The organism is Methylocaldum szegediense (genome assembly GCF_949769195.1).
In the GTDB taxonomy this organism is placed as follows: Bacteria; Pseudomonadota; Gammaproteobacteria; order Methylococcales; family Methylococcaceae; genus Methylocaldum; species Methylocaldum szegediense.
In genome coordinates, this window is record NZ_OX458333.1 from 952886 (window position 1) to 973205 (window position 20320).

Consider the following 20320-nt stretch of genomic DNA (forward strand, 5'->3'; position numbering starts at 1 on the left):
TCGATTCAAACAAAGTGGCGGAACTCAATAACGCTTTCATGGATTTGGTCTTAATCCCTTCTTGATCAGGTCTCGATTCAAACAATCACGCGGATCGAATGACCGAAAAGGCACAAGGTCTTAATCCCTTCTTGATCAGGTCTCGATTCAAACTCCGTTAAAGCTCTAGTTGAGATTTCTCGACTCAAGTCTTAATCCCTTCTTGATCAGGTCTCGATTCAAACGCGTTCTGGCGCCGATTCGCGCGCGCGGCGAGAAGTCTTAATCCCTTCTTGATCAGGTCTCGATTCAAACAGATAAGCCATGATTATTGAAGAGTTGAAAAAACAGTCTTAATCCCTTCTTGATCAGGTCTCGATTCAAACGCAGGAATTGGATGCGATAGCGATGGAGCGCGGAGGTCTTAATCCCTTCTTGATCAGGTCTCGATTCAAACCCAACGCCCGCGCCAATGCCGCCTTCATCGCCGGTCTTAATCCCTTCTTGATCAGGTCTCGATTCAAACTCTTGGGAAAGCTTAAAGATTGATGGCATGAAAGATGTCTTAATCCCTTCTTGATCAGGTCTCGATTCAAACCACTTTGAAAGAGTGGACCATGCCCTCATTCCTGTCTTAATCCCTTCTTGATCAGGTCTCGATTCAAACCACCGACCTGTCCACGCTCATCACCAGCAAGTGGGGTCTTAATCCCTTCTTGATCAGGTCTCGATTCAAACATCGAGTGGATTGAAAGTCTGAAGTTGTCTCCCGGTCTTAATCCCTTCTTGATCAGGTCTCGATTCAAACCCGATGCGCCAGCATCAGCTGCGCAAGAACGGGTCGTCTTAATCCCTTCTTGATCAGGTCTCGATTCAAACTATGGTCCGCCGCACGGACCAAAAAGGACGCGAAGTCTTAATCCCTTCTTGATCAGGTCTCGATTCAAACAATCAGTCATCGGTGGATATGCGATGACTAACCCGTCTTAATCCCTTCTTGATCAGGTCTCGATTCAAACGGAACGAGGACGCCTCTTATCCCTTCGGCCAGCCGTCTTAATCCCTTCTTGATCAGGTCTCGATTCAAACGTCTGAAGCCTACAAAAAAGCGGTGAAAATGTGTCTTAATCCCTTCTTGATCAGGTCTCGATTCAAACCCACTCGTGACTAACCAAACCACCGCCCAAGGATGGGTCTTAATCCCTTCTTGATCAGGTCTCGATTCAAACGATAAAGAAATGAAGGCCCTAGTCGACGCGTGTCCGTCTTAATCCCTTCTTGATCAGGTCTCGATTCAAACAAAGTCTGCATACTTAACCATGCTGTACCCTTTAGTCTTAATCCCTTCTTGATCAGGTCTCGATTCAAACAGTGGATATTCGAAAACAAGGTCCAATTGCCGGGTCTTAATCCCTTCTTGATCAGGTCTCGATTCAAACATATGCCGATACTTTATTATGAGTTTGAGGATGGTCTTAATCCCTTCTTGATCAGGTCTCGATTCAAACATGAGGTATTTCGCAGTGAGCTTTGGGGATCTGGTCTTAATCCCTTCTTGATCAGGTCTCGATTCAAACTGGCTGACCGACCTAAAAGATCGGCAGGCACGCGTCTTAATCCCTTCTTGATCAGGTCTCGATTCAAACTATTACGACATCCACATTGCTTATGGCGGTGATCGTCTTAATCCCTTCTTGATCAGGTCTCGATTCAAACTAAAGAGAGGAGAAAAACACATGAAAAACCAAGTCTTAATCCCTTCTTGATCAGGTCTCGATTCAAACACGAAATCGAATCCATCATTCCCGCTGAGTTGTGGTCTTAATCCCTTCTTGATCAGGTCTCGATTCAAACGAAGGAGGATGCCATGAATAAGAAATGTGATCATGTCTTAATCCCTTCTTGATCAGGTCTCGATTCAAACTAAGTCATGATCAAAAATTTTAAAGGAGGCGGAAGTCTTAATCCCTTCTTGATCAGGTCTCGATTCAAACCCCAAGACGGCACGGAAATCACGATCCCGCCCTGTCTTAATCCCTTCTTGATCAGGTCTCGATTCAAACTATTACGACATCCACATTGCTTATGGCGGTGATCGTCTTAATCCCTTCTTGATCAGGTCTCGATTCAAACCAATTCATGCCTACAATGGCATGAAAAGAGCTTCGGTCTTAATCCCTTCTTGATCAGGTCTCGATTCAAACATGCCAAAAGTCTTCTTAGGATGCGACAAGTCGCGTCTTAATCCCTTCTTGATCAGGTCTCGATTCAAACCTGAGGTGAAAAATGACTAAAAAGCAAGCATCTGTCTTAATCCCTTCTTGATCAGGTCTCGATTCAAACTTATTGACGCACTAGAAGAAAGCTTGGATTCCAAGTCTTAATCCCTTCTTGATCAGGTCTCGATTCAAACAAAAATGAAAAAACAAGCATCTAATATTCTTAAAGTCTTAATCCCTTCTTGATCAGGTCTCGATTCAAACATATATGTTTGTAGAGAGTGGTGTGATCATCTGTCTTAATCCCTTCTTGATCAGGTCTCGATTCAAACGGAGCACCAATTTGATGATGTTAAACTTTTAAGGTCTTAATCCCTTCTTGATCAGGTCTCGATTCAAACGATCACAACAGATTAATAGTAGACGGCGGATCTAGTCTTAATCCCTTCTTGATCAGGTCTCGATTCAAACATTCGCCTGTGGATAACTTGCGCCGCTTCCTGGAGTCTTAATCCCTTCTTGATCAGGTCTCGATTCAAACAACAACTGGAGAATAAAATGAAATTAAGCGAAGCGTCTTAATCCCTTCTTGATCAGGTCTCGATTCAAACGTAATCCGGAGGCCTCACGTTCATGAAGCTAAATGAAGTCTTAATCCCTTCTTGATCAGGTCTCGATTCAAACGCCCGTTTGGGTAGCCAACACCCGCGGGATTGGAGGGTCTTAATCCCTTCTTGATCAGGTCTCGATTCAAACCCCAGATGGCTCGTGTGTGTTGCCGGATCGGTTCCGTCTTAATCCCTTCTTGATCAGGTCTCGATTCAAACAACGGAGGACTGGGAATTGCCGTAATCAGTGTTCGTCTTAATCCCTTCTTGATCAGGTCTCGATTCAAACAGGTAAGCCATGATTAATCTGACTCCACACGCCATGTCTTAATCCCTTCTTGATCAGGTCTCGATTCAAACGAAACCCTGGAAGGCATCATGTCTTTGGCGGTTGCTGTCTTAATCCCTTCTTGATCAGGTCTCGATTCAAACAATCTGACTCCTCACCCAATTGTTATCCGCGGCCAGGTCTTAATCCCTTCTTGATCAGGTCTCGATTCAAACACGGTCGGTCTATCGGGTGCATCAATACCGTAGGGGTCTTAATCCCTTCTTGATCAGGTCTCGATTCAAACGAAAATGGGACTAAAACAAGCGATTGAGCAGGCAGTCTTAATCCCTTCTTGATCAGGTCTCGATTCAAACTACGAAAAAGACGTTTATGCCGCGATTGCAAAGGCGTCTTAATCCCTTCTTGATCAGGTCTCGATTCAAACGATCGAGACCAACGGGACCTTGTTCGTCCCGGACCGTCTTAATCCCTTCTTGATCAGGTCTCGATTCAAACTGCCGGTACTTAATGGATTCTACCTAGGGGCCTTGTCTTAATCCCTTCTTGATCAGGTCTCGATTCAAACCCACACTACTAAAAACTATCAATCAGAAGATCGTCTTAATCCCTTCTTGATCAGGTCTCGATTCAAACTTCTTGCTGCGCTATCAAAGCGCGGCAGGAGTATCAGTCTTAATCCCTTCTTGATCAGGTCTCGATTCAAACACGGTCGCCGAATACTACGCAACTCGGGTGGAACACGGTCTTAATCCCTTCTTGATCAGGTCTCGATTCAAACATTGCGTCGTGGTAAAACACGACGCGACGGAGCGGGTCTTAATCCCTTCTTGATCAGGTCTCGATTCAAACAAAAGGGGACATAATCGGGATCGAGGGGATACTCGTCTTAATCCCTTCTTGATCAGGTCTCGATTCAAACCAAGCGCGGCGAAGGCTATATATCACAGGTCTCCGTCTTAATCCCTTCTTGATCAGGTCTCGATTCAAACCAATGAGATTTGCGTTTATCAGCCGTCACACTCCCGTCTTAATCCCTTCTTGATCAGGTCTCGATTCAAACCGCTTGCATACGAGCAAAATGCCGACCAAGTGGTAGTCTTAATCCCTTCTTGATCAGGTCTCGATTCAAACGAAGCGATTAAACAGGCAGCAAATCTTGCTTATGGTCTTAATCCCTTCTTGATCAGGTCTCGATTCAAACAACCCAGGCGCGCTTACTCCCCGCGCCATCGTGTCTTAATCCCTTCTTGATCAGGTCTCGATTCAAACGAAACAACAGGTTTCAAACCTACAGGCTGAAATCGGTCTTAATCCCTTCTTGATCAGGTCTCGATTCAAACGGAGAATAGAGATGAAATTAAGCGAAGTAATTAAGTCTTAATCCCTTCTTGATCAGGTCTCGATTCAAACAGAAATCAATGAAGAAAACTTCCCAACCTACTTTGGTCTTAATCCCTTCTTGATCAGGTCTCGATTCAAACCTTTGGCCGCACTTGGCCATGGCGACAAAGTTGTGTCTTAATCCCTTCTTGATCAGGTCTCGATTCAAACGGGCAAGTCAACCTAACCCGGAAGAGCGGGAAAAGTCTTAATCCCTTCTTGATCAGGTCTCGATTCAAACTTAACCCACCACAAGCTATCTAACGTCGCTTAAGTCTTAATCCCTTCTTGATCAGGTCTCGATTCAAACGGCTCTCGTCTAAAACACCTCCATAATCAATAGGTTACAAAGGGGATTGCAGAAAATTTGGCTTGCCGAAAAGTTAGCATCAAACAAGCGCGAATTTCGGGGTGTCATTCCGGTAGAACCTCCAGCAATTCAGCAGTTCCGTTTTGCAAACGGACTCTAACTCGCGCTATCAGCTCCTTATTTTTCGCTTTCTCCTGTCGGCGCTTTGATCTCAAGGCATCGAACAACTCTTTGGCTTCCCGCCGGATGGCTTTCTGGGTTGTCACTTCGGCAACCATCTCCCGCGTATTCACACTATAGGATACTCGCGCGTTTTCCCAAATCACGTCTCCGGCTTCGGTAAGTTCTGGCTCGCCGGTTTTCGCCGAACTTTTCAGTGCACCATAACCGACTGCGGTCTTGGCGCCGAAACCCAGCCAGTCGAAGGCGTGGGCGAAGGCGGCGCGGAGCAGGTCTTGCCAGTGTCCCTCGGGCCAATCGGCCGGCAAGCGAGATATATCGCACACAACATGAAAAGTGAAAGGGGTTTTAGCCGGTACGGTGAGGAAGAAAATCGGTTTGGGACTATAGCAGTCCGCCGGTGTTTTACCTTCCTGATAGTAAGGACCGTAATGGGGATTCATGATATCGGCGGCGAGTGAATCGCATCGCGGAAAGACGTCCCAGAAGCTCAAGGCGCCGCGGGTATGGTCATCCTTCCGGTCTTCGGTTTCCTTTCCGAACAGGCAGTCTATGGCAGCCTGGTTCCAGCCTTGCGTGCCCTCGCCGAACAGATCGTCTCTCAGTTCTTCGGCGGCCTTGCGGAGAACGCCCTTGACACCCGAGCCCGGCAGATACGGAAGGCCATAGGGATTCAGAAAGGCCATGCCGTTTTCCAAAGGGTGTTCGATGCCGGTGCCCGTGACGAAAGGGGAAACGCTTTCTGTCTCCATGGTGAGAACGCGTTCCCCGAACTGTCGCGCGTGTTGGTATTGGCGTTCGATCACGGCATCGCGGAGACGCAGCGTGCTGTCCGGGAGCTTCCGGAACATGCGGTTCAAGGCTTCGGGCTTGACGTTTTCCACGCGCTTCCAGTCCCGTTCCGGCTCCCAGAACGCGCCGTAGAGCGTGTACCGATGTCCCGGCGGGCAGTCGGAAAACTCGGTGTTGCGTGTGAGATAGTCGGGTACTGCGGGTTGTGCCATGCTTGCCTCCTAGGCTACCGCTGCCGCAAACTGGCGTATCCATTTCAGAACCGCCAGGACTTCTTCGGTCGCAAGGCGGTAAGTCGCAGAATCGGCCTGCTGCAATTCTTTCATGGCGTCCTTGAAAGACGCTTCGCGGATGATCGACCGCCGCTGGAGCCATTCGCAAAGATGTCGGTTCAAAAGGAAATGATGATCCTTTTCCTTGCTTTGATAAAACGCCATAGCTTGCATTAGCCCGTTGTTCATGATGAACGCAGGGGCGCCCTTGACCAGGTTCTTGTATTCGTCGGTGCAGGGTTGAACTTTTTCCCACGCGAATGCCGCGCGCTGCTGTTCGAGGGTTGGCATATTTTCAGTTTCCGTATCGAGTCTCTTGTTCGGTTGGATACATCATCTCGAACGGTGCGCTTCACTTCGTTCAGCGCATCCTGTTTTACGAGACGGTGGTGACGACGACATGGCCGCGGCCGGTGGTGGCGTCACCGCCCACTTGCAGCACTTGTCCGTCGAGCCCTGGAATGCCTTCGCCGCCCTGGAGCACGATCTTCATCACGTCCTCCGCCCGCAGGCTGCCCTTGCCGCTGCGTTCGGGCGAAGCCATGACAGGAGCGATCAGCAGCGATTCGGGCGGTAGGTTTTCGGTGTAGAAAAGACCGCCATCCTCCGCTGTGCCTTTTTCGTTGTGGATGCGCACATGCGGTTCGACGACGGTGGCGTTCTTGACGTAGTAGCCGAAATCTCCGTCCGGCAGCAGCACCAGGTCATGTTTGAGCTTTTCCCGGAAGAACGCGTAAGCCTCGCTCGAAGGCAGGGCGTGTCCGGCCAGCCAGTCGGCGATGGCATTCATCTCCGGAGCGGCCACGGCGACATGCTCGAACGACTCCAAATGGAGCGGCTTACCGCTTTCGACCGGCGCTCCGTCGGTGACGATGCGGCAAAAGTTGTCTTTCACCTCCGGGATTTCCCAGGGGACTTCGATGCCGAGCAGGTTCAAGGTTCTTACCGTTCTCGCCAGGGCCGTCGGCGAAGTCGCATAGACGTAGGCACGCCGGGTGCAGCGTACCGGGAAGGCGACCAACTGGGCGTCGCCGAAGCTGATCGCACCGGCATGCAGCTCGGTGTTGCCTGCATCTGGACCGAACAAGCGGTCGAGCAGGCCGTTGTCGTTCGCGCCGTTCAGCGCCGTCCAGGCGCGATGACGGACTGCGCCCTTGAGCCCGGACCCTGCGAACAAGGGGTAGTCGGTATGGCGCTCGCGCTGGATGGGATTGTCGATCAAGCCGACCGCGGTGCCGGCACCCATGTGGACCGGACTGATGCAATACAGGAACAAGGCTTTTGCGGTTTGGAACATAGAGGCTCCTTAGAGTGAAAAACGGGTTCGGGACAAGTGGGCGAACGCCCGGGAAGGGATCGGTGATGGACCGAAGAGCGGAGTCGCTCCCACTTGCCGATTCCGAGCACTAACCGGATACAAAGCGTACATCCTCAGTTCTTTCGGTGCGGCCAAGCGGCCAGGGCGGCATTGTTGAACCCTTCTGCCTTGCGTTGCCGGTCAGGATACTCGGACAGGCACCAAAATCCGCTTTCCGCAAGCTTGCGGAGGTCCTCGGCTTTACCCTCGAACTCGTCCAACCAATACACCGAGCCGACCGGTACGGCGCGAAGCGCTTGTTTCGGCTGCCCTCGGGCCAGGTCCCAGCCGCTCACCACGGTATGGCGGCTGATCGCCGCGGATACCAGGCGAGCCGAACAGCCGCCGGGACCTCGCCAGCGATTGTTTCCATCGGTGCCGGGCAAGCGCCAGCCGTCCTCGAACAGTCCCGGCGACGTCAGCACGAGGCGAAAGCGCCGGTCGCGGAGGATGCCTTCCCAGTCTGGTTCCGGCCAGTCGATATCTGCCGGCCGTACTGCGGCGGCGCGTCCGTCTCCGCCGAGCCGTACCAATCCGCTGGAAGGCAGAAGGCTGTCAGCACCGGCGATGCGAACCAAGAATCCCACGTTCTCGCAAAGGCTCACGGTCTCGGCGGTATACAGCCGCCCCTCGGCGGCGACGGCCCGTTCCGGTTCCAGGGCGATGCCGAGGCGCGGATCGTGTTTCCAGAGCGTCGCGCTCGACACGAAATGGTCCTTCCCAAGGAGATCCCCTCGGAGGTATGCCTGCCATCCAGTCTGATTTAGCCAAAATCCGCCCTTGGGTTTTGCGGGGCCGTCGGTACACAGCGCAGGCAAGCGGGGCAGGGGATAGCCGGAGCGGACTCCGGGCGGCGGTTCCTTGGGTTCCAGGTATGCGGCATCGCTCGCATCGTCCTGGGTTATCACGACATCCGCCGGCAGGGGATGGAAGGGTTCCAGTCTTCCGTCGGTCGACCGCGCCAAGGTGAAGGACGCGATGCGGAAAGAACCGGGTGCGGTCGGCGTCCCTAAGGCTTCACGCAAGGCCGGATCGGCCAGGGAATCGCCGTTCGCGAACGAATTGGGATCGCTGCCTGCGTCGGCCAGCATGCGCGAGCGGATGGCGCCTGCCGCGAGCGACGGCCAGGGCGGCATCAGCGCTTCGCCGTGCGCGCCGGCGCCGTCGAACAGTTTGTTGCCGCGCAGATAAAGCACGTCCAGAGGTTCGAGAAACAGATCATTCATGCCAGTCGCCTTTCGTAGAACGTTTCAAGTTCAGCGTCGATCCTGCGCCGTGTCAGCTTGGAAACGCCCCTCACGGGCGAGAAATTCCGCCACGGCGAGAAAGTCGCGGATAAACCCTTCGGGATCGCCAGGCTTGACGGTATATGCCAACCCGGCCAGACGTCGCCCATATGTTTCCAATACCTCATCGCCGCCGCTCTGCCGGGCGAACTGATAGGCCAACATGCTGGCCAGCGATTCAGGATTGGCAGGTATGTTTTCCAGCCAGCCGTGGGTCAGGTAGGCGGCTCGACGCGAAAAACCTTCCCCCGCGAAGCTGTTGCGTAAACGGATGAGTTGACCCATGGGTGTGGTTTCGACGTCGCTGCCGCTCAGCGTTTCCCAATTCGAGCGGGCGCGGGGCTCCCTTTCCAGCCAGGGGCAGGTGAGATGGATCGCGCCGCCCGAACGCTTGAGCAGCGAGATCGAGAACGCATCGCGCCCGCCTTCGGACTTGGCGCGTCTTTCCGCTTCGCGCAGCTGGCGCAACACGTAACCGAGCGGTGCCTGATGATGGGCGATCACGGCGCCCATCGATGCCGTGGCCTTGTGGCCCATGACCCGGTACAGGCGGTCGTTGTAGAGCACATGGCCCCGCCTGAGGTCGAATCCAGACGCTCCGAGCCCGAGCAGTTTCCAGGCCTTGTTCGCGCAGTCGGGAAACACGCCGCTGTACGCGAGCCGCAACAGAAGCATCACCGACAGCAGATCGTCTACCGACACCATGGCCAGAACGTCGTCGCCGCCGGCGTAAATCAGCTTGCCCTTACCCAGGTCTTCGACGATATGACGAGCCAGGTGCAAGGCGTAGCCGTTCAGCGCGGCGGAAATCGCCATGTGACGGGCGGGAGACACCGGACGCCGCGCTTTGCGGTAGTCGGCCAAATCGCCGGACGGATGGCGCTGGCCGATCACTTCGCGAATGCGTGGATGCCAGGTGGTTTCGAACGGCAGCAGATAGGCTTTGCCTTCCTCCCCCTGGCCTGACAGCCATACCCCCATGCGGTCGCCATCCATGAGGATGAATGCGTAATAAGCCTCGGGTTTATGGCCGAAGACGGTTTCCTTGAGTTCTTTCTCGATGCTGTCGAGCAATTCGCGGGACTGTTCGCGCTCGTTCGGATCGTCGCTGGCGAGATTTTCCTTGCGCCGTTCCATGAACAACGGCAAGCCTCGCAACATCAGAAGTTCCTCGTGTCTTGCTTTGTGTAGGCGCAGGGCGAGCTTGCGCGGCAATGCGACCGTGTCTTCCTCGATCAACTGCTCCAATTGGCTGGCGAGAGGGATCGGGAGCGGTACCGGATTGTCGAGCCAGCGCTCGAGACTGGTCCCGAGTGCCATGGTATGCGTCGAAACGACATACCGCGTCAGTTTGAGGCCCAAGACATCCCTCATGTCGTCGGCAAACAGGTTCGGCCAGAACCGCTTGAGCGTACACGGTGCGCACAGGTGCTCACCCTTGCGGGCGAGGCTGGTTCCCTGTACCGCTGCCCAGAGGCTGCCCGATTCCTGCCGCCGGCCAGGCGGCAGATCTAAGAGCTTGCGCTCGTCGCTCAGCCACTCCCGTTCCCCGCAAAGGGAGCAGCGGTAACCTTCCTGCGGGGATTGAGCGAACGTGCGTACCGCTTTCGCGGCGGCCTGGGTGCGATCCAGAACATCGTACACGGCCGGATACAGCACGCCGGGATTGGGCGCGAAAAAGGTTTGGCCTTCCACTTTCAGTTCCCTGCTCAACAGCTTCCAGGCTTCGCTGCCGAGAAAACCCGGTTTGCCGTTTCCATTCGGATGGAATAACCGCATGGCTTCTTCCAATTTTTCCGTCGCCGGCGGCTGTCCGCTCCGTTCCTCGATCAGAGCGCCCCATTCCACGGCGGCCCAGTGAATCTCCGGGAAGCCTTCAAGTTGTTGCGCGATTTGGGTTTCCGCCGCTTCCGGACGCGCGGGGCGGTCCGCCCTTCGGCACAAGAGATCGAGCGCGCGTCTCGCTTGAGTCTTGACGCATTCGCGCACCCTTTGCCGGATGTCATCCGCCAGTTTCTCGACTTGCGCAGCCGGGACCAGCGCGACGAAACGGTTGGGAAGAGCGGCGGCGAACAGCGGATTGGCATCGGTTTTATGCTTGACCCAGTCGCAGTCCGCGAACCGTTCGGGCGGCAAGCCCATGTCGTCCCGCAGCCAGAGATCGACCAAAGGGACGCCGCGGAGTTGCGGGAACAGTACGGCATCCGGTCCGAGACGCTCGCAGACGACCCGGATCGCTTCCCAGGCGAGCCGCGATAGCAAGTGCGAACCAGCCCACAAGTCCGAGGTGGTCCGCGCTTGGGCGATGAAATCCTGAACCGGACCGAGGCTCACCGTGAACAGGGCGGGATTCCGGTTGGGATCGGCGTAAAAAGCCGAGGCATAGGCCGAGGTGAGATCGAGATGCGCCCAGATGGTGTGATCCGGCACGCGGGTGTCGGCAGGGAGGAGATCCCATAGCTTGGCGAGCTCCGGTGCCGGCGATTCCGGCCCGAAACGCCAGAAGGCGAGCGCCGTTTTTCGGGCGTCGACCGGCTCGCCGTTTCCCGGTTGGATCAAACTTTTGAAATGGGCGGTGCTAACCTCCTTGATCTGCCCGGGATCGATCTCGGTCAGCTTCGACAAGTCGTACTGTTCGCCTGAAAGAGGATGAATGAGTACCGCGCTTTCATCGAACCGAATCTGTGCCCAACTGGGATACCGGCCGTCCCGTTCGTCGCGCGGCCATTGAGGACGGTCGCCCGCGGACGCCCACCGGTCCGCTTTCGCGACGATATCCCTAAGCTCGGCCGGAATGCCGGGGTGCCCGAAGATGGCTTCTTGCAATACCGCGGCAGTACCGCCCTCGTGGCCGGCAGGGTCGCGCAGGAGGACCAGGGCTTTCTCGGCTGGATCATGGGTCCAGGCGGCCAGTTTGGCGTGCCAATGCGTAAGTGCCATGTATCGCGTTCCTTCAGATGCGTTGAAAAACAGAAGCAGATGAGTCGAGCCAAGCGTGAACGCGTGACCATACCTCGGCCTGCTTATCGACATTCGGTTTGTTCGGGCCGAGTTTTTGCGCGAGTTCGTACGGCAGCGCGCACGGGAGATGAAAGATCATCGAAACGAATTTACCGTTCGCGGTTTTCGCGACTTTGAAACGAAGCTGGTTGGCAAGACGTGCCTCTCGGGGAAGCTTTTCCACGTTATGGTTTGTCACTGGATAGGCAAGAAGATGACGATCCTCGAATGGTCCATTTCTACCGTGAGTAAACTTAAGGTGGGTGCGAAACCCGATTTTCGCCTTTGCCAATGTGGTCATTGCGTCCCGCCAAGTCGGGAATTCTTGCTTCGATTTCCAGAACAAGACTCCACGCGCATCCTTACCGAGAGCGTGTGGCCAGTCCTGTCTTAAGCATTGGTCGAGCGGAAGAGCTATTTCGGCAATCAGCGGATCGGATGCTGCCGGTATCGCCACGCTTTGAATGTCACCGCCAGTTAAAGCGAGTGAACCCCAGCCATTTCGCGATCTGCCCCCGATCGTGCCGAACCAATGAATGAGTTGCAGCGCCTCAGGCAAGGCCGCAGCAGCTTGAGAGATCGCACGGTCTGTCAACCCAGAAACCAAGGCACCATTCGTGTGAGTCGGAAAAGCGACATGAAGTCGGGCATGGTGGCCAGCTTGAATAGCGGCATTCGCTTTCAGTACGGTTTTCCCCTGTGCGAATGTAAGCGGGCCATATCCCAGATAGAGTTGTGCACCGATATTGCGTCCACCTCGCACCTCTCGGTGAAAAACCTGAGTGTCTTGCTCCCATGACCGCAGAACGCCATGATCCCACCGATCCAACCGCATCCGTACCGCGCTCTGCCGCGATTGGTTTTCGCCGGCCGTTCCGAACAGCAAGCCCTCAGCCTCCCGCAACCTTTCGCTGTCGTAGCCGAAGCCGTTAGCCGCCGCAATCCGCCACCACTGCCGTAATAGCGCCTTAAATGGCGGTGTGCGCCATTGGCTGCTCTGCTCGGCATTACCCAGAAATGCGGGCGTATTGAAGCGCACGGTCAGTTCCAGTTTTCTCATATCGATATCCCCCTTGCCGCGTTCAGCGCTGAGACTGAGCCAGCGCGCATGTGGTTATGGAAGCTAGAAAAATCCGGCTGGCGCTAGAGCAAAACAAATCCTCGACAGGCGCTAACCGCATAATGGTCGTGGTACGTCGATTCTGGTTAGGCGCGCTTCGAGTCACGCATGACCGATCTCGCTTTCTAGGCCGGAAGAATGAGGGTGCTATGAGCCGATCATCGAACACAGCGGATCGATTAGGACGCGTCGTTCCCGGGGCAGGGTAGTCGGATCGTAATTTTCTAGGGTCCATGATCACGATAAGTCGAACGGGTAAACACTCGGTAGTTGTGGGGGAAGGCAGCGGATGCCGGATTTTCGGCTCTCGGCAAGCAGCATGGGCAGGAATCGCTCACTGAGCCAATCGTGAAGCGCTTGCCAGTGCTCCCGACCGATCGGGGTGAAACCGTGGGCCAGTATGGAGTTATTCCGCGCATGTACATGATGTCGCAGACTCTCCCGTTCTTCCCGGATGAAATGGGCGGCTTCGCTGTCGAGCTTGGTACCCACGAGTTCCCAGGCCGCGAAAAGACCGGCTTGGAGCTTACCGTCTCGGGTACGGGACAGCTCGAGACCAGGCGGAACGAAATCTTCCGGAACCGCACTCGTGTCGACGCCGAAATCGCGCCGCAGTAGCCACTGCGCCGTCCACTCCAATAGCCGGTAAATTCGGGCGACCGCGTCGTCATAACGGCCCTGTGCGGCACGCCGCTCCGCGTTTCGATAGAGATCGAGCAACCGAGCGGGCTCGTTCTTGACATCGCCTTCCTTGCCGCATAAACGCAGCAGCACGCCGATATGGGACTTGAGTTCGTCCGGTAGTGCCGCCGCGTAAAGCTGCAATTTGGCCAGAGCCTCGCCATGCTCGAAGCGGTCCCAGGCGGCGTAGGCTTGGCTCAAGACGCGCGCACGATCCAGCCGAGCGGCCAACGATCCCCTGGGGCGCGGCAAGCTGGCCAGGCCAAGCGCTGCCTCGTCGTAAGCGTAGCGCGTCCAAGCCGCGAGATACGGACTCATGCGGCGCGTCAGCTTCAGCTCGTCCGCACTGGCTTCCCCTACCGACTGCCAGCCATCGTGCACTTTGATCAGATCGGCGCGGTTGCCAGTGACCAGTTGCAGTTCAACACCGTCGACTTCCAGAGCGGCGGCCACCAACCCGGCGCTCATGGTCTTCGTCCCACCGGTATAGTCGGCTATCACCCGCGCTTCTGCATCGCTGGTGCGAAGCTCCCGTAGAGCCTCGTAACAAACGCGAAACACGGCATCCAAATCGTCCGCCGGGCACAGCCTCACCTCGTAGCGGTCCGCATCCAGTCCAGTCTGAGTGGGGATATTCGGCAAGCTGGGGCGTTCGTCGTTGAAGTTCGCCTTTATACAGAAATCTTTTCCGGTGATCTGGATCTCGGACCCCGGCCGCCCGGTGCCCGGGTCTCTACCGGTACAGATGAAGCAGACGAAATCCGGTTTCAAAATTTCGATAGCGGAAACAATCGGTTGATGGGATCCACCTACAGTGCAGACGAGCAGAATCGGTTGTGGCATGGGAATGTCAACCTTTGGTTTAGGGAGATCGTTTCAGTTTAGGTGAAGACAGCAGCGGACGCAGTCGCGACTGGGCTATATGTCGAGAAAGTAACGTTGATAACTCGTTCGACAGGCCTGTTCTGAGCGTAGTCGAAGGGCCTGTCCTGAGCCTGGTCGAAGGGCGGTTCCCTCCGGTCACCGCATCCTGCGGCCTTTTGTTCATGTTTTTCTGGATATCCCTTCTTTATTAGAGGTAGCGATTCAAACTCAGCAGATGGCTGTAAACATGGACTCATCGTAAATCTTAATCCCTTCTTAATCAGGTCTCGTTTCAAACGCAACAAGCCCACCAAAATGGGCATTACCGGGGAGTCTTAATCCCTTCTTAATCAGGTCTCGTTTCAAACACATGACTGACAAAAACATGACGGCTGTTAATGGTCTTAATCCCTTCTTAATCAGGTCTCGTTTCAAACTGGCCTTCTTTCATCAATAAGAAGATAAACGAGTCTTAATCCCTTCTTAATCAGGTCTCGTTTCAAACCAATCTTCGGCAGCAAATCAGCCGGACGTAGCTGGGTCTTAATCCCTTCTTAATCAGGTCTCGTTTCAAACACGGAGGACAAGGGACTGGCTAAGAAGTTTCATGGTCTTAATCCCTTCTTAATCAGGTCTCGTTTCAAACGCACATTCAACCGATCAACAATCAATAGGAGATAAGGTCTTAATCCCTTCTTAATCAGGTCTCGTTTCAAACTACTTAAACCCGTAAACGTAATCAAGAGGAGTAAAGTCTTAATCCCTTCTTAATCAGGTCTCGTTTCAAACGTCATGTCGTAGAGATTTACCGTTCTGGTAAGTAGTCTTAATCCCTTCTTAATCAGGTCTCGTTTCAAACGGTTGCAACGCTTCATGTGCAGATAAAGCCGTGAGGTCTTAATCCCTTCTTAATCAGGTCTCGTTTCAAACAAACTAGCCGCCGTAAAGGAGGAAATGCAGGTCTGTCTTAATCCCTTCTTAATCAGGTCTCGTTTCAAACCGGGCGACAACGGCGAGCCGGTCATCACCATCATGTCTTAATCCCTTCTTAATCAGGTCTCGTTTCAAACCCAGGCGGTCGCTGCAAAAGCTCGGGACCGTCGAGTGTCTTAATCCCTTCTTAATCAGGTCTCGTTTCAAACGATAAGAGGAGATATGTTTATGAAATTCGCATTCAGTCTTAATCCCTTCTTAATCAGGTCTCGTTTCAAACTCAACGAACTCTTCACCATGGACGAGGAAAACGGGGTCTTAATCCCTTCTTAATCAGGTCTCGTTTCAAACGACACGTCTGGGCGGTATTTCATCTCGATTCTTGTGGTCTTAATCCCTTCTTAATCAGGTCTCGTTTCAAACCGGAGCCTGGATTTTATTTGGTTCAATTATTCGAGTCTTAATCCCTTCTTAATCAGGTCTCGTTTCAAACCAATTATTGAGAGACATAGTACATTTTACATTAAGGTCTTAATCCCTTCTTAATCAGGTCTCGTTTCAAACGGAGGTCAGGATGAAGAGAGAACAATTCGAAGCGGTGTCTTAATCCCTTCTTAATCAGGTCTCGTTTCAAACTTCCTGACGACTAATGCTGAGCTCGTTGCTGCGTCTTAATCCCTTCTTAATCAGGTCTCGTTTCAAACTCAGCTGAACGAAGAAGCCGCTCAGGCCATCGAGGTCTTAATCCCTTCTTAATCAGGTCTCGTTTCAAACATACCATGTATCGGGCATTCATCGACGGCCTCAAGTCTTAATCCCTTCTTAATCAGGTCTCGTTTCAAACCGAGCGCCCGACGAAGGCCGTCTGGCACATCGGTCTTAATCCCTTCTTAATCAGGTCTCGTTTCAAACCGCGGCCTGGCATCAGGCGCGGGCCGTCGCCAGGGTCTTAATCCCTTCTTAATCAGGTCTCGTTTCAAACGAAAGCCCGGTGGCAATGGAAGTTGAGAATATCTCGTCTTAATCCCTTCTTAATCAGGTCTCGTTTCAAACCGTTACGGCCTGACGAACTTGCGCGCTCACATAAGTCTTAATCCCTTCTTAATCAGGTCTCGTTTCAAACGCCACCAACGTCGAGGCGATTCGTAGGCTTGCGGGTCTTAATCCCTTCTTAATCAGGTCTCGTTTCAAACGGGATTCCATGAGCATGATCAATCTGACTCCCCAGTCTTAATCCCTTCTTAATCAGGTCTCGTTTCAAACAGCATAGAGCGCATTAAAGTGTGGCGACAAGCAAGTCTTAATCCCTTCTTAATCAGGTCTCGTTTCAAACAGGCGAAACAAGAGGAGACATAACGATGATTCAAGTCTTAATCCCTTCTTAATCAGGTCTCGTTTCAAACGGGTCGCTTACGCTCTATGTGCCGATGCCGGATGGGTCTTAATCCCTTCTTAATCAGGTCTCGTTTCAAACAGTTAGCGGCTGCGCAGGTAGAGAGAGCCGAGTTAGTCTTAATCCCTTCTTAATCAGGTCTCGTTTCAAACGCGTTCGAGGCGGGGCAAGTGACGGTTAGTCTTGGTCTTAATCCCTTCTTAATCAGGTCTCGTTTCAAACTGAACAGATTTTATGATACTGATATGGGCCTGCGCGTCTTAATCCCTTCTTAATCAGGTCTCGTTTCAAACTGAACAGATTTTATGATACTGATATGGGCCTGCGCGTCTTAATCCCTTCTTAATCAGGTCTCGTTTCAAACACAGGCGCGGAATACTACGCCTTGACTCACGGCGAGTCTTAATCCCTTCTTAATCAGGTCTCGTTTCAAACGGAATGAATGAGCAGATTTTATGAGACGGATTTGGTCTTAATCCCTTCTTAATCAGGTCTCGTTTCAAACAACGACAGCTTTCCAATTGTTGAGGTCCGGGGATTGTCTTAATCCCTTCTTAATCAGGTCTCGTTTCAAACCGTGCAAACACAAGGACCTTTTTATGGCCCTTGACGTCTTAATCCCTTCTTAATCAGGTCTCGTTTCAAACGAAATATGAGCAAATTTTATCCTGATTAGTGATGAATTTCAGCTAAGCGAAGTTGCCACTCGGGGCGAGGTGGAGTGAATACGGCAGCGTGCGCTAGCCGGCGAAGCAGCGTTTTGAGATCGAAACGCCGATTGAAACGGTATTGGAACTCGGTCAGATACCGCTTGGCGTATTTCTCGAATTTGAACGCGTGATAGGTACCGGAAATCGCGGTCTTCAGGTTACTCAACAACGTGTTAACCCAACGAAACTCAGGATGTTGTGCCGACTGCCGCCCAGAGCCCAGAATCAGGCATTCGTGGCGAGCGACGACGTGCTGCAAGCTCCGAAACCCGCTCAAACCATCGGTGAGTGCATAAGTCGACGGAGCTAAGGCGCGTTGAGCCCACTCCGCAATCGCCTGCTGGGTGAACGGCAGGGGATCGATACGCACAAATAACGGACGTCCGTCATCCGTGGTTTGCACCGCCATCACGAAGGCGACTTTGTTTTCCGACCCTCGTCCCCGTTTCCCCGAGCGCTCACCGCCCAGGTAAGCATCATCGATCTCGACCCGCCCGCTCAACTGCCGATCCGCCTCCCGCTCCGCCATCACCTGAATCAACTTGTGCTTTATCAGCCAGGCGGTGCGATAACACACGCCGAGATGACGCATCAACTCCAAGGCTGAGACATTGTTCTTGGCCTGGGTTAGGAGATACATCGCCAGAAACCAGGTGGTGAGCGGCAGCTTGGTCGCTTCGAAGAGCGTCCCGGCGGTTAACGTCGTTTGCTTTCGGCAGTGTCCGCATTGCCAGTAGGTTCGCTCATTTCGTTTGAATACCGTATGCCGTGCCTCGCCACAGGCTGGGCAACGGAAACCGTCCGGCCAACGCAGAGCTTGTAAGGCCGCTTCGCACTGTGCTTCGGTGCCGTATTGGGTCAGAAACTCGGCCAACGACAATCCCTTTTGAAATTGCACTTGGTTCATTGACATGGGACACCTCTCTTGTGATCGATGTCCATAGTCTAAAGCCTCTACTCGCTCACCACGTGAGCCTGTGCTGAACTTTCTCGCTAATCAGGAATTTTATTACACCGATATGTCTTAATCCCTTCTTAATCAGGTCTCGTTTCAAACGAATAGGCTCTACGCTAGAGCCTGTGCCCACAAGGGGTCTTAATCCCTTCTTAATCAGGTCTCGTTTCAAACACTATGAGAGCGATTAATATTTCAGACCTAGAGTCTTAATCCCTTCTTAATCAGGTCTCGTTTCAAACGCGGGGGTGGTGTGGGGTACGACTTCTCCGCCATGTCTTAATCCCTTCTTAATCAGGTCTCGTTTCAAACGAAGTTGTCGGCACGTGTCCCATCACCGGTGCACGTCTTAATCCCTTCTTAATCAGGTCTCGTTTCAAACGTATGGCGCACGTGAACAGCATATCGGGTCTCCGTCTTAATCCCTTCTTAATCAGGTCTCGTTTCAAACTTTCTCGGTCAACGTCAGCGACATTGACGAAGTCGGTCTTAATCCCTTCTTAATCAGGTCTCGTTTCAAACTGGAGAATAGAGATGAAATTACAGCAAGCAATTTGTCTTAATCCCTTCTTAATCAGGTCTCGTTTCAAACATAGCGCGAACCGCTTGTATGCTAGAGCCTGTGTCTTAATCCCTTCTTAATCAGGTCTCGTTTCAAACGCGGCTTCCACGACAACGGCGACTACGGGAAAAGTCTTAATCCCTTCTTAATCAGGTCTCGTTTCAAACTCAAAGTGCAGCAAATATATCGATCACCACGCCGTCTTAATCCCTTCTTAATCAGGTCTCGTTTCAAACGCGGCTTCCACGACAACGGCGACTACGGGAAAAGTCTTAATCCCTTCTTAATCAGGTCTCGTTTCAAACCCTACTGCTATTCGCAATGAGGCCGGCCAAATCGGTCTTAATCCCTTCTTAATCAGGTCTCGTTTCAAACATTGTCGCTATGGCAAAGCTCGGTGGACTGTGCGTCTTAATCCCTTCTTAATCAGGTCTCGTTTCAAACATCAAATGAAGATTACATTGACAACGGCGAACGGTCTTAATCCCTTCTTAATCAGGTCTCGTTTCAAACGATTCGGACGGCAGCAAAAGCGTTCGCTACGAGCAGTCTTAATCCCTTCTTAATCAGGTCTCGTTTCAAACCAAATTTGTTAGGCAAGACAATTACGCCGACATCGGTCTTAATCCCTTCTTAATCAGGTCTCGTTTCAAACCGGCCGAAATCGTTGAGGTTGAAGGCGGATGGATGTCTTAATCCCTTCTTAATCAGGTCTCGTTTCAAACTAATGAGCGAGAACACTGTGTCCACCAAGGACAGTCTTAATCCCTTCTTAATCAGGTCTCGTTTCAAACAGGCGCATGATCCTGTCTACATTGTGACAGTGGGTCTTAATCCCTTCTTAATCAGGTCTCGTTTCAAACGGGTGCAGATCGCGGCAAACGGGAATATACTAGTTCGTCTTAATCCCTTCTTAATCAGGTCTCGTTTCAAACGCCTGAGAACGGCGTATTGTGGGCAGAACTCAGTCTTAATCCCTTCTTAATCAGGTCTCGTTTCAAACGAAGGCCGATGGCAAATGAGGAGCGCCCGCGCTGGTCTTAATCCCTTCTTAATCAGGTCTCGTTTCAAACATGCGAGGACGGCGCAAATGCTCATCAATTTCCTGTCTTAATCCCTTCTTAATCAGGTCTCGTTTCAAACAGATTTAGGCTTGAGCGGGATGACCGCTCAAGAACTGTCTTAATCCCTTCTTAATCAGGTCTCGTTTCAAACGAATATTTACGCACAAATAGCACAAACGTTGACGGTCTTAATCCCTTCTTAATCAGGTCTCGTTTCAAACTCCTCGTGCCGCAGGATTCCCGCACGCGCGCAAGTCTTAATCCCTTCTTAATCAGGTCTCGTTTCAAACATGGGAAAATTTTACGACACAGATCTTGGCTTGAGGTCTTAATCCCTTCTTAATCAGGTCTCGTTTCAAACCG

8 protein-coding genes and 3 CRISPR repeat arrays (2 of these 11 cut by a window edge) are annotated in these 20320 nt (G+C 52.6%); all 8 genes read right to left on the bottom strand.

Annotation, left to right across the window (positions count from 1 at the left end; translation table 11 throughout):
* Nucleotides 1–4788: direct repeats of the CRISPR family, unit length 36 nt; unit sequence GTCTTAATCCCTTCTTGATCAGGTCTCGATTCAAAC (it extends 306 nt beyond the left edge of the window).
* A 104-nt stretch (nt 4789–4892) separates the two neighbouring features.
* Nucleotides 4893–5972 carry a type III-B CRISPR module RAMP protein Cmr6 gene (gene cmr6, locus QEN43_RS04120; protein WP_051332074.1) on the bottom strand — a complete coding sequence of 360 codons (1080 nt, stop codon included), beginning with the start codon at nt 5970–5972 and terminating at the stop codon, nt 4893–4895.
* A gap of 9 nt (nt 5973–5981) precedes the next feature.
* Complete coding sequence (gene cmr5, locus QEN43_RS04125; protein ID WP_026612072.1) at nt 5982–6323, bottom strand: type III-B CRISPR module-associated protein Cmr5; 342 nt, start codon at nt 6321–6323, stop codon at nt 5982–5984.
* A gap of 85 nt (nt 6324–6408) precedes the next feature.
* Nucleotides 6409–7329 (bottom strand): type III-B CRISPR module RAMP protein Cmr4, encoded by a 921-nt coding sequence (cmr4, locus tag QEN43_RS04130; protein WP_026612073.1) that lies wholly within the window; start codon nt 7327–7329, stop codon nt 6409–6411.
* A gap of 134 nt (nt 7330–7463) precedes the next feature.
* The gene (cmr3, locus tag QEN43_RS04135) at nt 7464–8615 is read right to left on the bottom strand and encodes a type III-B CRISPR module-associated protein Cmr3 (RefSeq protein ID WP_026612074.1); all 1152 of its coding nucleotides are present in this window, start codon (nt 8613–8615) and stop codon (nt 7464–7466) included.
* Nucleotides 8616–8645: 30 nt separating this feature from the next.
* Nucleotides 8646–11615, bottom strand: coding sequence for a type III-B CRISPR-associated protein Cas10/Cmr2 (gene cas10, locus QEN43_RS04140; RefSeq protein ID WP_026612075.1), 2970 nt, complete (start codon nt 11613–11615; stop codon nt 8646–8648).
* 13 nt (nt 11616–11628) lie between these two features.
* Nucleotides 11629–12735 (bottom strand): hypothetical protein, encoded by a 1107-nt coding sequence (locus QEN43_RS04145; RefSeq protein ID WP_026612076.1) that lies wholly within the window; start codon nt 12733–12735, stop codon nt 11629–11631.
* Between the two features lie 297 nt (nt 12736–13032).
* A complete protein-coding gene (locus tag QEN43_RS04150; protein ID WP_026612077.1) occupies nt 13033–14319 on the bottom strand; it encodes a TIGR02710 family CRISPR-associated CARF protein in 1287 nt (428 codons plus the stop codon).
* A 283-nt stretch (nt 14320–14602) separates the two neighbouring features.
* Nucleotides 14603–17314: direct repeats of the CRISPR family, unit length 36 nt; unit sequence GTCTTAATCCCTTCTTAATCAGGTCTCGTTTCAAAC.
* A gap of 24 nt (nt 17315–17338) precedes the next feature.
* A complete protein-coding gene (locus QEN43_RS04155; protein WP_317963722.1) occupies nt 17339–18289 on the bottom strand; it encodes an IS1595 family transposase in 951 nt (316 codons plus the stop codon).
* A gap of 108 nt (nt 18290–18397) precedes the next feature.
* Nucleotides 18398–20320: a CRISPR direct-repeat array (repeat unit 36 nt; unit sequence GTCTTAATCCCTTCTTAATCAGGTCTCGTTTCAAAC); it runs 3519 nt beyond the window's last position.

Bases quoted from the DNA above. Each gene is read 5' to 3' on its own strand.
- cmr5 (WP_026612072.1), bottom strand. From the start codon at position 6,323: ATGCCAACCCTCGAACAGCAGCGCGCGGCATTCGCGTGGGAAAAAGTT.
- cmr3 (WP_026612074.1), bottom strand. From the start codon at position 8,615: ATGAATGATCTGTTTCTCGAACCTCTGGACGTGCTTTATCTGCGCGGC.
- cmr6 (WP_051332074.1), bottom strand. From the start codon at position 5,972: ATGGCACAACCCGCAGTACCCGACTATCTCACACGCAACACCGAGTTT.
- QEN43_RS04155 (WP_317963722.1), bottom strand. From the start codon at position 18,289: ATGTCAATGAACCAAGTGCAATTTCAAAAGGGATTGTCGTTGGCCGAG.
- cmr4 (WP_026612073.1), bottom strand. From the start codon at position 7,329: ATGTTCCAAACCGCAAAAGCCTTGTTCCTGTATTGCATCAGTCCGGTC.
- cas10 (WP_026612075.1), bottom strand. From the start codon at position 11,615: ATGGCACTTACGCATTGGCACGCCAAACTGGCCGCCTGGACCCATGAT.
- QEN43_RS04145 (WP_026612076.1), bottom strand. From the start codon at position 12,735: ATGAGAAAACTGGAACTGACCGTGCGCTTCAATACGCCCGCATTTCTG.
- QEN43_RS04150 (WP_026612077.1), bottom strand. From the start codon at position 14,319: ATGCCACAACCGATTCTGCTCGTCTGCACTGTAGGTGGATCCCATCAA.